The organism is Ruegeria sp. HKCCA4008 (assembly GCF_013033125.1).
Lineage (GTDB): Bacteria > Pseudomonadota > Alphaproteobacteria > Rhodobacterales > Rhodobacteraceae > Ruegeria.
Map to the genome: position 1 here is coordinate 304,783 of NZ_WQDM01000003.1, position 12,135 is coordinate 316,917.

General features: G+C 57.4%; 14 protein-coding genes. 5 read left to right on the plus strand and 9 right to left on the minus strand.

The genetic code is table 11. The features are described 5' to 3' along the window. Positions 1–118 precede the first annotated feature (118 nt). Positions 119–652, minus strand: coding sequence for an excalibur calcium-binding domain-containing protein (locus tag GOW60_RS09505; protein ID WP_254443875.1), 534 nt, complete (start codon positions 650–652; stop codon positions 119–121). A 31-nt stretch (positions 653–683) separates the two neighbouring features. Between GOW60_RS09505 and GOW60_RS09510 the strand changes: the two genes are divergently transcribed. Then, entirely contained in the window at positions 684–1,166 is a 483-nt protein-coding gene (locus tag GOW60_RS09510) for a pyridoxamine 5-phosphate oxidase (protein WP_171229100.1), read from the plus strand. A 3-nt stretch (positions 1,167–1,169) separates the two neighbouring features. Here the strand turns inward: GOW60_RS09510 and GOW60_RS09515 are convergent, their stop codons facing one another. From GOW60_RS09515 to GOW60_RS09535, 5 genes are all read right to left on the minus strand, one after another. Beyond that, positions 1,170–1,577 carry a universal stress protein gene (locus tag GOW60_RS09515; RefSeq protein WP_152459144.1) on the minus strand — a complete coding sequence of 136 codons (408 nt, stop codon included), beginning with the start codon at positions 1,575–1,577 and terminating at the stop codon, positions 1,170–1,172. 65 nt (positions 1,578–1,642) lie between these two features. Further along, positions 1,643–1,969, minus strand: a complete 327-nt coding sequence (locus tag GOW60_RS09520) for an antibiotic biosynthesis monooxygenase (RefSeq protein ID WP_152459145.1) — start codon at positions 1,967–1,969, stop codon at positions 1,643–1,645. Positions 1,970–2,112: 143 nt separating this feature from the next. Next, positions 2,113–4,401, minus strand: a complete 2,289-nt coding sequence (locus GOW60_RS09525) for a glycosyl hydrolase family 28-related protein (protein WP_171229101.1) — start codon at positions 4,399–4,401, stop codon at positions 2,113–2,115. A 138-nt stretch (positions 4,402–4,539) separates the two neighbouring features. After that, positions 4,540–4,941, minus strand: a complete 402-nt coding sequence (locus tag GOW60_RS09530) for a DUF4864 domain-containing protein (RefSeq protein ID WP_171229102.1) — start codon at positions 4,939–4,941, stop codon at positions 4,540–4,542. Positions 4,942–4,990: 49 nt separating this feature from the next. Next, on the minus strand, positions 4,991–6,565 hold the full coding sequence (locus GOW60_RS09535) for a lysine--tRNA ligase (protein ID WP_171229103.1): 1,575 nt from the start codon (positions 6,563–6,565) through the stop codon (positions 4,991–4,993). Between the two features lie 364 nt (positions 6,566–6,929). Between GOW60_RS09535 and GOW60_RS09540 the strand changes: the two genes are divergently transcribed. From GOW60_RS09540 to GOW60_RS09550, 3 genes are all read left to right on the plus strand, one after another. Further along, the gene (locus GOW60_RS09540) at positions 6,930–7,655 is read left to right on the plus strand and encodes a bifunctional 2-polyprenyl-6-hydroxyphenol methylase/3-demethylubiquinol 3-O-methyltransferase UbiG (RefSeq protein WP_171229104.1); all 726 of its coding nucleotides are present in this window, start codon (positions 6,930–6,932) and stop codon (positions 7,653–7,655) included. Then, complete coding sequence (locus GOW60_RS09545) at positions 7,652–8,026, plus strand: EamA family transporter (protein ID WP_216597870.1); 375 nt, start codon at positions 7,652–7,654, stop codon at positions 8,024–8,026. The genes GOW60_RS09540 and GOW60_RS09545 overlap by 4 nt, the downstream gene beginning before the upstream one ends. A gap of 88 nt (positions 8,027–8,114) precedes the next feature. Further along, positions 8,115–8,537, plus strand: coding sequence for a tellurite resistance TerB family protein (locus GOW60_RS09550; protein WP_152459150.1), 423 nt, complete (start codon positions 8,115–8,117; stop codon positions 8,535–8,537). A 19-nt stretch (positions 8,538–8,556) separates the two neighbouring features. Here the strand turns inward: GOW60_RS09550 and dacB are convergent, their stop codons facing one another. The 3 genes from dacB to GOW60_RS09565 all read right to left on the minus strand — a co-directional run bounded on the left by dacB (position 8,557) and on the right by GOW60_RS09565 (position 11,117). Beyond that, positions 8,557–10,035 (minus strand): D-alanyl-D-alanine carboxypeptidase/D-alanyl-D-alanine-endopeptidase, encoded by a 1,479-nt coding sequence (gene dacB / locus GOW60_RS09555; protein ID WP_171229105.1) that lies wholly within the window; start codon positions 10,033–10,035, stop codon positions 8,557–8,559. Between the two features lie 66 nt (positions 10,036–10,101). Then, on the minus strand, positions 10,102–10,722 hold the full coding sequence (locus tag GOW60_RS09560) for a nicotinate-nucleotide adenylyltransferase (RefSeq protein ID WP_171229106.1): 621 nt from the start codon (positions 10,720–10,722) through the stop codon (positions 10,102–10,104). Between the two features lie 32 nt (positions 10,723–10,754). Further along, a complete protein-coding gene (locus tag GOW60_RS09565; protein WP_371813341.1) occupies positions 10,755–11,117 on the minus strand; it encodes an MOSC domain-containing protein in 363 nt (120 codons plus the stop codon). A gap of 145 nt (positions 11,118–11,262) precedes the next feature. Between GOW60_RS09565 and GOW60_RS09570 the strand changes: the two genes are divergently transcribed. Next, a complete protein-coding gene (locus tag GOW60_RS09570) occupies positions 11,263–12,072 on the plus strand; it encodes a hypothetical protein (RefSeq protein ID WP_217355523.1) in 810 nt (269 codons plus the stop codon). Positions 12,073–12,135 lie beyond the last annotated feature (63 nt).

Below are 12,135 nucleotides of genomic sequence, written 5' to 3' on the forward strand. Positions count from 1 at the left end.
TGATCCGCTGCATTGCCATCCCTCTGTGACATGACGCCCGTTCGCTTGGGTCAAGCGGTATGACACAGGCAACTGGCCCCGGCCCAGGCAGAATTTCTGGACTTCGCGATTACAACCGTCAGGGGCGCACGAACTTGGCCGTTCCAAGAGACCGCTGTTGCGGTTCGGGACTGTTGTGAACTTGCGGCGCAGTTGCCCGGGACGGGCTGGCAGCGCCACAGGCGACCCCGTCGCCATCCGGGTCATTGCGCTTGTGATAACCCGCCTGCCCCTCGTAAAACGGCCCCACCCCCAGCGACTGCGTCGCATCACAACCTGCCAATGCGATCAGGTGGATCACCGCCTCTTCCCGCTCAAATTCGGACAGGCGCAGAAAAACACCCGTGGCGATCAGCACGGTGGTCAGCGGCAACAACAGAACCATGACCAGTATGCGTAGCGGAGACAGCGCGTGCCTGCGCGTCGCCTCTGCGCGCCGGTGTCGTCTGGACGGCCGTGGCTTCGGATCAGGCGTATCCTGCGAGGGTTTCTTGAACAGCATTGCCTGATCTGTAACGTCGATTTGTGGCAAAGCCGAGGCAATCCCATAACGCTGAGGTAAAACAAATGGCGCAATCCATTTCAGGCACTTAAGATGACAGGGAACCGTCATCTGCCCGATTTTTTGCTGCCGAACCGATATCGTGACCCTATCCGATCCTTATCACACGCCCGACGCAGCGGCGCGCTTGCAAGCACAAGACCTTCTCGTTCAGGCCAAATTTGCCGCACTGGCCTTTCTGCGCCCTGACACCGGGTTGCCGTCTGTCTCACGGATCGCGTTGGCCACGGATGAAGCAGGTTGCCCTGTCTCGCTGATTTCAACCCTTGCGGAACATACGCGCGCGCTGAGCACTTGCCCCAACTGCGCCCTTCTGATCGGAGAGCCCGCAGACAAGGGCGAACCGCTGACCCATCCGCGCCTGACATTGCACGTGATCGCTCAGCCAGTTCACCGGGACTTGGCAGGCTATGGTGACTTGCGCGACCGGTACTTGGCGCGACGGCCCAAAGCGAAACTCTATATCGATTTCGCCGATTTCGGACTGGTCCGGTTCGCCATTCAGGACGGTCTTTTGAACGCCGGATTTGGCAAGGCCTATCGCCTTACCGCACAGGATTTCTAGCCATCAGCGGACCACATGCACGGCACATCCCGCATGACGAACGACATGAGACGCGGTAGAGCCCAGAAGCAGGTCCTGCATCCCCGGCCGGTGGGACGCAATTATGATCAGATCGGGCTTGTTCGCCTCGGCCCAATCCAGAATGGTCCGGCCGGAATGTCCCTCGATCACCAAACCCTTGGCATTCGGCAGCTGCGATGCCAGTTCATCCAGTTCTGTCTGAATCGCCTTACGCGCCTCTGTCAGATATTCGGACGGCATATACGAGATTGCATAGTTTGGAATATGCTCGACCACATGCAACAATGTCACCTGCGCGTCTGGCGTGGCCAGAATCTGGGCCAGCTTCAAAGGCCCGGATGTATCTCTTTCAGCATCGAACGAGATGGGGACCAGAATGTTGTGATACATGATGTGAGCCTCCAATTTTGCAGGCTAACTTTGAAACAGATATGAATTGCAGGCTTTGATTCAGGTCAGGAACTGCCGAATGTCTCAGCGACGTCATACATGACCGGCTCAAAGCTTTTGCAGAGTTCGTTGATCTTGCGGTTGCGATCGCGCATTTCCGGCGTGCGCAGCATGGCAAGGAAATCTTCGCGGCGCTCCCATTGCGAATAGTTTGCTATTCGGGTTTGTGCGTCATTGACGTGCAGCCCGGCGGAAACGAAACCTGGCTGCTTTGAAATGAACTCGGCATAGGCATCCGTCAAAGCTTCCAGAAGGTCCTGACAGGTGCCGGGCGTCATTTCAAAGGTCGTGATAACTGTTTGAACACTGGCGTTTTTGGCGATTTTCAGCATCGGGATTCTCCACTTTCTGTCCCAAGCCTAACACATCAAAATGAAACGTCGCCTATTTCCTGCCGACCTTGCAAACCGGGTCAGTCATTTACGGTCAGATCAGAGTGAAATGGCCACCCTTTTCGGGGTGGCCAGACAGCCTTTTAACGTTCCATGCGCATCAGAACCGAGGCCGTACCTTTCACATGCTCTGGCCAACGCAACAGAAAAATGTCGCCTGTCGCCCCCTGTTCGACCTCAACATGAGGCGCACTGAAGACATGGTTGTTGAACACCCCTGAAAGCACACCGATCGTCGCAACCCCATCGCAGCCTCGTGCCTTGCCGTCGAAAGGCAACTGCCCGTTTGCCGAAACAGGCCAAAGATTGGACACCGAGTGCTGCGTATAGCGAACCCTCAACGGGTTTGCGGATTTCCTGGTTACGCCATGATACGTATTGTTCTGGAAAGTCACGTTCGTGTGCCTGTCTTTGTTCAAGTCGGCGAAGGTTGTATCTACACGTTCCGCTCGAAAGATCCCACCGCTCGTGGCACGAAACTTGTTGCCGGTCACGACCAGGCCATTGAGAAAATGCCCGGGCCCATAGGGGCGAACGACGATGAAACTAAACCAGGACGGGGCCTGACTGGAATAAAAGATGTTGTCCGTGATGCTCATCGCACTGAACGAAAAACCACTCGTGTATGTCGGCGACGGGTCGCGTTCATTCGTCCATTCGATGAAACAGTTGTCGACATAATTCTCGGCGATAGTGGAACTGTTGTAGGTGCCGATCATGATCAAACCGGCCGTACGCACACCTTGCGGGATGCTATCGCCCTGAAAGACATGGTTGCCCAGAATCATGTTGTTGTCACCGCCCAGAACAGCGAAATGTCTGAAGCGCACGGCTCGGTTGTGGCGCAGCTTCACATCGTTTGAATTAGTATTCAACGCAATGGAATACCGGTCCGTTACGACAAGCGCTTCTTCTGCTGACAGGAACTGGCAATTGTCGATCAGCATGCCCTTGCAACCCGTTCCGGTCGACGTGATCCCCCGGTCTTTCGGGCGGCTGATAAAACAGTCGTTCAACGAAAATGTACTGCCGGCGGCCGCCAAACGAATTCCGCTGCATCGGCTGTTGCACTGAAATTCGATCTGCTCCATGCCGAATTTTCGAAGCGTGCTGAAGCCGCTGAAATCCAGCAGGTACTTGAAGGAATAGAATGTGAAAGACTGGGTCCCCGACGCCCCCACAAGAGGCGCGCTCAGTGTGATCTCACCCGCACCGACATTCTTTGACCGTACATAGATTTCACGCCCAACCCCGCTGCCGGCAACGTAGGACCCGACGGGAATGTTTGCGACATTCGCGACATTGGTCAGACGCGTTTTGTCCGACGGATCATAGGTCGCAGTCGAGGTGAACGTTTCCGTATCCCAAGCCGAACTGCTTTTGACGTCAAACTGACCATTCCGGATCACGCGACGGGTTGAAAAACCACTCTGCTTGTTGGGAACCGCTGCGGCCATGTCGATCGGCGCGGTGACGGAAATCTTGCGACCACCCAAATCCAGCGAGTCATGATCCGAATTGTTCAGAAGGGCCTGAAACGCTTTTTTGAACGCCAGTTCTTCGTCTCCGAAAGCCGAAATGTAAGCCGGCAGATGGAAATCCTTTGTCAGCAACAGCATCTTGTCATCCGGCATGGTGACTGTGCCTTCAAAGTCCATTTCGGACGTCATACTGGTGTTTTCGGCCAGATGATAAGTCCCTTGCGGAACGTAAACCCGACGGCCACCCGCCGCCTGATCGGCCGCTTCAAACGCAGCTGAATCATCCGTCACACCGTCGCCGATGGCCCCATAGTCGCGCACATCCACAACACTGATCATCTCACGCAGGAAAACACCGGTGACATCCGTGATCTCCAGGTCGTCGACACGCACCAGCGCCCCATTCGCGCCCTCAATATCCAGACCGAAATGGCCATACAAGGCGGCCAGCCCCCAAGGCATGTCCACGCCGGGGCGTTTGCCGGTTCCGACAATCGCAGTTATTTCGTGCACGCTTCCATAGCCCGACAGCTGTGTTGCGGGCCCCTGCTCCACGACACTTGCCACATGCGTGTCACCAGCACCCCCGGCCCAGGCCGCTATGCGCACCGACGGCAAGGGGCCGCTGATCGCCTTGACCCGCGCTTTGATCTGCAAATAGCAACCGGGCAAAATCGGCGTCTGGCCCATATACCGAAGCTGTTGGGTGGTTTGGACTTTCAGGATCTCCAGACAGCCACCAAAATCGGCATCCGCAGGCACGAAAACCCCGGTGCCGGATCCGCCATATGTGGGTGAGCCGGGCGTACCGTCCCCCGCAGACCAAACGGTCAGGCCATTCGCGAATTGAGGCGGCATGAAGACGATGCCGTCAGTGATTGCCTTGTTCATTGAAAACCCTTTCTAAATCGCGCCGCACCAATCTGGCGACGCGTCCAAACCCCGTGTCCAGGTCCGCCCCGAACGCGTCAGTCTGAATACTGAAAGAGAGTTAACCACGGCTCATATCACCGTGACGGTGGTGTTGCCTCAGGCCGCAGGATCAGCGTTGCCCAACAATTGGACGCCGTTGATTTTCCAACCGTCCTCCAGAGGGATCATCTGATAGTCCAGTATGTGCACACGCCCGTTTGCGTCGGTGATCATCACCTTCTGCCACAGGGCTCCTGCAATTTCACGCAACTCCAGAAAACGTATGTCGGAAGGACGCCAGACCATCGGATACCCATTGCGTACCATTGCTCCGAAATTGTCGGGGTTCTGAAAAAGGCGCTGGATGCTGGGGCTGGCAAAGGTGAAGGCCGTGGCAAAATCATCCGCCTTGAAGGCCTGTATCTGCGCCGAAATGTTTGCTTCTATCTCTGCGTTTTGCGCAAATGCGCCCGACCCCAGCCCAACACTCAGGGATACAACAAGCAAAAATCGACGCATGGGGCCACCTCCTGCAAAAAAGAGTAGCCCCATACGGGATCACGTCAAATCAGACCAGCTCTCCGGCCAGCGCCTTGTCGATCAGGGCAATTGTTTCAGGCACACCGTACAGCGCGATAAAGCCGCCAAAACGCGGGCCCTGCGATGCACCCAGAAGCACTTCGTACAACGCCGTGAACCAACTGCGCATGGGGTCGAACCGCTCCCGCCCGATGGAATAGACAACTGATTGCAGCGCCTCGTCCTCGGTCGGGCCATCATATGCTTCAAGCGCGGCTTTCAGCGCTTCCAGCGCCTCGCGCTCCTGATCCGTGGGGGCGCGATGTTTGCGCGTCGGTTTGACGAAATCGTTGAAGTAGCGAACCGCAAAGCCCGCAGCCTGATCCAGATCGGGATGGCTTTCAGCTGTTGCTTCCGGCGCATAGCGGCGAATAAAGCCCCACAGCGTCTCCTTGTCTTCCGCGCCCGAGACCGACGCCAGGTTCAGCAACATCGCAAACGGTACGATCAGGGTCGATTCGGGAACGTCGCCACCATGAATGTGCCAGACCGGATTGTTCAGCTGAGCTTTCAGGTCCTGCCCCGGATAGGCGCGCAACTGTTGATGATATTCGTCATAAGCCTTCGGGATCACGTCGAAATGCATCCGCTTGGCTGTCTTGGGCTTTTGATACATGAAATACGCCAGGCTTTCGGTTGGCGCGTAGGTCAGCCATTCGTCGATCGACACGCCATTGCCGGACGATTTCGAGATCTTCTGGCCATTCTCATCCAGGAACAATTCATAAGAAAAATGCTCGGGCGCGCGGCCGCCCAATGCACGGCAGATCGCGTCATAGATTTTTTCGTTGGTAGCATGTTCCTTGCCGTACATCTCGAAATCGACGCCCAGCGCTGCCCAGCGCGCCCCGAAATCAGGCTTCCATTGCAATTTCACGTTGCCGCCAGTGACGGGCAAGGTCCATTCCTTGCCGTCCTCGTCATCGAATGTGACGGTATAGGTCTCTGCACACACTTTCTTCATCGGCACATACAAAACCCGCCCGGTTTCCGGATGGATCGGCAGGAAAATCGAATAGGTCTGTTGGCGCTCTTCCCGAAGGCTTTTGAGCATGATGGCCATGATGTCGTCATAGCGCTCGACCGCGCGCTTCAGGATCTCGTCGAACTGGCCTGACCGATAGAAATCGCGTGCAGAATAGAACTCATAGTCGAATCCGAAAGTATCGAGGAACCGGCGCAACATCGCGTTGTTGTGCTCGCCGAAGCTGGGGTATTCGCCAAATGGATCGGGAACCGAAGTCAACGGGCGCTGCAAATGTTCTTCAAGCGCCTCCGGGTTGGGCACGTTGCTGGGCACTTTGCGCATCCCGTCCAGATCGTCCGAAAAACAGATCAACTTGGTCGGTATGTCCGAAAGCGCCTCGAACGCGCGCTTGACCATCGTGGTCCGCGCGACCTCGCCGAATGTTCCGATATGCGGCAAGCCAGACGGGCCGTAACCGGTTTCGAACAGCACGTACCCCTTTTCCGGAGCGCCCTTCTGATAGCGTTTGAGCAACCGGCGCGCCTCTTCAAAAGGCCAGGCCTTGGACGACATCGCGGTTTCACGCAGTTCAGACATTTCAATGTGCTCCATCGGGGAAAGTGTCGCGGTCACCCCATGCAACCGGACCGGCCCCTCCTATTGTGCCAGTGCAGCATGAGTCAATAAAGCAGTGGCGCAATTCGCGACACACTGCGCCAAAAAACAGTCGCCCTCGGGCAGGTAGGGAAACGTTCCTTGGCCCGCAAACACTCTGCCCGGGATATCTGCGCTGCATTTTCACCGGCCAGCCTTGCTCAGGCTACAATGGTGGGCCGATTGTTCCCCCGAAACAAAAAAGACACGGGCGCGGGCGCAAACTTGACCCGGTTGTTTCGCACGCTCACCGGGCAGTGTTAGACAAAGGCGACACGGGGGAGGTCCCCGGACCAGAGGAAACGGGATGCGACGCGAAACCACCAACCGTATACGCTTTGTACTCGAAGATATCGTGCCGCCTATCCTGCGTGACAGCGCCGCGTTTCATTGGCTGGCATGCAGGGTTTGGGGCGACCATATCACGCGCCTTGCCGAATTCCGTGAACGCGCAACCTATCTGACGGATGACGAATACGAAAAGCTCTACCGCGATCATCCGCGCGTGCATCAGGGCACCGACAATTCCGAAGCCTGCATCAAGCGGATTGCCACGGATATCGTCGGGCAGAGCATCTGCGATATCGGCTGCGGCACCGGAGTTCTTTTGCAACGCATAAAGGCCGCCCGGCCCGACATCACGCAACTGACAGGGGTGGATTTCGTCGTCGATGATGCGGCTGCCATCGACAATATCGACTATGTTGCAGCTCGGATCGAAGAACTGCCGTTTGAAGACAACAGCTTTGACACCGTAATCTGTACCCACGTGATCGAGCATCTTCTGGAATACCGTCAAGCAATCGCTGAACTGCGTCGTGTCGCGCGAAAACGCGTCATTATCGTCGTCCCGCGTGAACGCGAAAGCAGGTACACCTTCAATCCGCATTTCAACTTTTTCCCCTACACCCACAGCTTTCTGCGCGCGGTGCATCCCAGCCCGGACATCCATGTCTGCGAAGATCTGGGGCGCGACATCTACTATTGCGAAGACCGCCCCGAGGAAAAACCGGAACCGGAGCACCAAGGATGACTCCGCCCGCCCCAACGACACTGGTCTGGGCTGGTTTGCTGTTCACACCAGTTATGATCTCGGCCGGGCAGATTCTGTTCAAACTGGCAGGAAACCGGATTGATGGGCGCGAAGCCACCGGATTGGCGGGCCTCATCCAGACGCTGTTCGATCCTTTCCTTCTGACAGCCTTTGCCATCTATGGCTCGGCTACGGTGCTGTGGGTGTATGTCCTGCGGTATCTGACCCTGTCCCAGGCCTACCCTTTCATGGCCCTCAGCTTCGTTCTTGTGCCACTGGCCTCGCACGTCTTCTTCGGCGAAACACTTGGGCTGCGCTACTGGCTGGGGGCCGCGCTTTTGATTTCCGGAATGATGGTCATGAATACCTGATCGCGCGGGATGGATGAAACAAGGTGTTGAACCTGACCCGCTGCGCTCATATCGTGCGTCCTCGAACGACCCCAATCAGGACCATCCCATGACCGAGCAAGTGCCCCACCCGATGTCCCCGCAGGATTGCCTTGTGGCGATCATGGTTGCAGTCTCGGCCTCTGACGAAAACATCCGAACCGCCGAGCTGGTCAAGATCGAGGTTGCCGTGAACATGCTGCCGGTCTTTGCCGGGTATGACATCGATCGGACCCGTCGTGTATCACAGATTGTTTTTGACCTGTTCGAACAGGAAGACGGTTTGGATGCGCTGTTTGGCCTGATCCGCGAAAACCTGCCCGAGCGTCTGAACGAAACGGCCTATGCGCTGGCTTGCGATGTTGCAGCCGCCGACGGTTCGCTGGCTGAAACGGAACTGCGCCTGCTGGAAGAAATCCGGTACGAACTGAATATCGACCGCCTGCATGCTGCCGCAATCGAACGCGGGGCGCGCGCGCGCCACACGGTCTGATCCGGGCACTCTGCGGGTTTCAGCTTCCGTAGAGCGAACCCCAACGTTCCAGCAAGGCCCGTTGCAGTTTCCGCGACCTGCGGTTCCAGCTGCGCGCGCCTTCAGGCCGTTCGCGTTGTGCGCGAGGAATCTTGGCGCGGTGGGCCACGTCCGCCGTAAAAATGGCAAAGGCCAGATCGACCCCGTCCGCCGTTGTCAGGAAACCGCCCAACCCGGATACGAAGTTCAATGTGCCTGTCTTGGCATCGACCTTGATCGGGTGGTTCTTGACCGGCCGCCCATTTCGATCCGTCAAGGCAAAAGGCTTCATCAATGGGCGCAATACGCCCATTCTCCGGGCCGCGACAAGGGCCGCGACCAGATCCGCCGGCACCATACGCGAGGCATCGCCAAGACCGGAATGATCGACCATCGCGATCCCGTTCACGCCAAAGCTCTGAGATGCCCAACGGTTCATCTCGGCCGCCGACTCCGCCAGGTTGCGCGGGTCAACGCCCCGCGCTTTGGTTGCGGCCAGCCCGACCATCTCGGCCGTCAGGTTCGTCGAGTATTTCAGCATCCCCCGCAAAATACTGTTCAATGGATCGCTGCGATGCACCACAAGGTCGACGCCTTTTGGCGCCTCTCGTGTCACCTGCACGTGGTTCAGAACGATTCCGTTGGATCGGGCCAAAGTACGGAACACATCACCGGCGTATAAGGCTGGTTTGCGCACAGGCAGCCAGCGCGCCCCGCCATTGCCCAGCGCGCCCTTGGCCACGGTCCAGCGGTCCTGCCGCGCACTTGGCTGATAGGTATAGATAGGCAAGCTGCGGTTCTCGACCCGCATGGCTGCCACATCAACTGCCGGCACATATCGCGCGCTGCGGGCATCCATGGTCACATCGTACCCCTTACCGGCACGCTTCCACTCGAAATGGACCCGATTGAAATTCAACGATATCCCGCTTACCGCCGGGCTGTACCCCACATGATCCGGCTGACCGGGATCAATGCTGAACACGAAGGGCAGCGCCCCGTCATAGACCTTGAAGGCTCCTCGAACCTCGGTGATTCCGGCTTCGCGCAGGTTGGCCGCCATCGTGGCCAGCGCATCCGTATCCAACAGCGGGTCACCCCCGCCTGCCAATATCAGATCGCCATGCAAAATCCCGTTTTCAATTGGCCCATCTGCGATCAAACGGGTTTCGAACCGGTGGTCGGGCCCCAGAACGTCCAGCGCATAAAGCGCTGTCATCGCCTTGCCGACACTGGCCGGGGGCAAGCCCGCACCTTCACCAAAAACCTCCAGCGGCTTTCCGGTCGCCACATCCGCGACGGCGAAAACAACTTCGCCCGTCAACCCTGCGGCCGCAACCAAACGCTCGGCGCCACTCAACAGCGCCGCACGCGCGCGCGGCCTGAGCGAGACCAGCGGCGCCTGTGCCAGACCAGCTGCCGGGATCAGAGACGCCCCCAATCCTCCCAGAAACTCACGACGTGAAAAACGACCAGCCATAGTTGGAATAAAATCCCACAGATCAAATGCGCGCAACCACTCGCTGCGATTATGCGCCGGGCAAGGCTATTCCGGCAACACTTCCGCGCGCCATTCGCCGCGCGTCCGAATTTCCGTGGAACTGACATCAACCATCGGCACATTCACGAAACACCAAGCCGGAGCTTGCGCCCGCCCCAAAAGATGCCGCGCCTGCCCGTCGATCCTGTACTTGGCATAGACCCGTGCCGCCCTGGACATCCGGGCGGATATCCGGTCGCCGGGCCGTGCGACTACACCAACAGGGACACAGTCCATGATCACCCGCCAGTCTTTCCAGCGGTGAAACTGCGCCAGATTGTCCGCCCCCATCAGCCAGACAAATCGCACCTGTGGATACAATCGCTGCAACGCTGTCAGAGTATCCGCAGTCGCGCGTGTACCTGTCAGCGCCTCGATGTCCGTCACCTCGACACGCGGATGCTGCATCACATTCCGCGCTGCCGCCATTCGCCTGTCCATGGGCGCGGGCCCGCGTTCCTTCAACGGATTGCCCGGCGATACCAGCCACCAAACCCGATCCAGCCCGAACGCCTTCATCGCCTCAAGCGTGACATGCACATGGCCCTGATGCGGTGGATCAAACGACCCGCCGAACAGACCGACGACCTGCCCAGGTCGCGCATAGGGTATGCCGTACCGCTCCATACCCTGCTGATGTTCAGAACTGTCGGGCGTTGTCAATCAGCAGGTTGCACCACATCACCCAGCCGAACCCACCCGGGTCGCACGACTTCGGCGCACCATCCTCCGTGCCCACGCACGGCGGAATAGCCACCCTTGCCCAGCGCTTCTTCCATCCGGCTGCATGGCGCACAAATCACGGTGGGGCGCAAAATTGCCTCGCCCACCAGCACCTCGCGCCCCTTGAGCGCCGCCAGATTGATCCCCGAAACCACCAGGTTGCGCCGAAGGATCACAGGCGCAACCGGCCCCTGCCCCAGGTACGACCCAATCGCCGCCAGATGCTCCTGCTGGATCAGGGTAACCGCGCGTTTGCCTGCCCGGCTGCGGTCACCTTCGAGGCCATCTGCGGAGATCATACTCACCTCCACTGACTGCATCTCTGCGCGCCGATCAGGCCGCAATCCAATCCACCCAACACGACCGGGTTGCGCAAGTGCAGCAATCAAAGCCGCCAAATTCGCCACGGCAGTCCCCACCAGCCTTTTCATCGCAGATTATCTGATGCAACCTGAGATGGTACTTCAAGGTCTCAATCATAACATGCAATCAAAACTGTTACCACGCAGCCTCTTGGTCCCCTCAACTATCGCCATCCTCATCACAGCCAAATCTCTGCTTGCAGGCACAGATGTCTACGCTCCGGCATCTGCGGATCACAGTCAGGCTTGGTGCGAAGGGGAATCTGTCCAATCACACAGAGATGCCATCGCTTACCGAGATGGAGGCGTTGTGCAGATTGGGTCACACTATTTTCGTGTCTGCCGTGAGCTTCTGTCGCCCAAACCCGATGGGAAACGCGTCATGCGGTTCTATTATAATCCACGACGTGTCGAAGACCTGAGTTTCGATAAGTCCATGATTGGCTTGATGGTTAATGGATCAATACCTTGGGAAAGAAGCCTAGTTTCACAGTTTACCAACAGCAAGACTACAGATAAAAGACAGTTTGGCGACGCGACCTATGTAGTTTACCGAAGTATTGTTGGTGGTGATCCGTATCGTGAAGGTGCGAAATTCCTAGTCTACAACCCTATCTACAATAGACATGATTTAGATACCCCCTTGCACATTGTCACATGTACCAAAGACTTTGAGTTGCAACCGGAGCAAAGTGTGTTTTGCTCATTGAAGGTTGGTTACAACCAAATTTGGGCCAGCCTGTTGTTCCTGGGTGGTGGGCCTGATGTGGAACCTATCCCAATGGAGTTGTTCCCTGCTTTTGCGCAAGATATTGTTCGCATTCTTCAAACTGCCGATGTGACCGAAGAAGTCACGGCTGGGACAATCAACCTGCCAAGGTTGGACAAGTAATTTCACAAAACCACCAGCTTGCCCCGCCCGTCCCGCTCGGATATCCAGCGTTTCAACCAAATT

Excerpts from the sequence above, each read along its gene's own strand:
- GOW60_RS09505 (WP_254443875.1), bottom strand. The coding sequence starts at position 652 with ATGACGGTTCCCTGTCATCTTAAGTGCCTGAAATGGATTGCGCCATTT.
- GOW60_RS09515 (WP_152459144.1), bottom strand. The coding sequence starts at position 1,577 with ATGTATCACAACATTCTGGTCCCCATCTCGTTCGATGCTGAAAGAGAT.
- GOW60_RS09520 (WP_152459145.1), bottom strand. The coding sequence starts at position 1,969 with ATGCTGAAAATCGCCAAAAACGCCAGTGTTCAAACAGTTATCACGACC.
- GOW60_RS09525 (WP_171229101.1), bottom strand. The coding sequence starts at position 4,401 with ATGAACAAGGCAATCACTGACGGCATCGTCTTCATGCCGCCTCAATTC.
- GOW60_RS09530 (WP_171229102.1), bottom strand. The coding sequence starts at position 4,941 with ATGCGTCGATTTTTGCTTGTTGTATCCCTGAGTGTTGGGCTGGGGTCG.
- GOW60_RS09535 (WP_171229103.1), bottom strand. The coding sequence starts at position 6,565 with ATGTCTGAACTGCGTGAAACCGCGATGTCGTCCAAGGCCTGGCCTTTT.
- GOW60_RS09540 (WP_171229104.1), top strand. The coding sequence starts at position 6,930 with ATGCGACGCGAAACCACCAACCGTATACGCTTTGTACTCGAAGATATC.
- GOW60_RS09545 (WP_216597870.1), top strand. The coding sequence starts at position 7,652 with ATGACTCCGCCCGCCCCAACGACACTGGTCTGGGCTGGTTTGCTGTTC.
- GOW60_RS09550 (WP_152459150.1), top strand. The coding sequence starts at position 8,115 with ATGACCGAGCAAGTGCCCCACCCGATGTCCCCGCAGGATTGCCTTGTG.
- dacB (WP_171229105.1), bottom strand. The coding sequence starts at position 10,035 with ATGGCTGGTCGTTTTTCACGTCGTGAGTTTCTGGGAGGATTGGGGGCG.
- GOW60_RS09560 (WP_171229106.1), bottom strand. The coding sequence starts at position 10,722 with ATGGAGCGGTACGGCATACCCTATGCGCGACCTGGGCAGGTCGTCGGT.
- GOW60_RS09565 (WP_371813341.1), bottom strand. The coding sequence starts at position 11,117 with ATGATCTCCGCAGATGGCCTCGAAGGTGACCGCAGCCGGGCAGGCAAA.
- GOW60_RS09570 (WP_217355523.1), top strand. The coding sequence starts at position 11,263 with ATGCAACCTGAGATGGTACTTCAAGGTCTCAATCATAACATGCAATCA.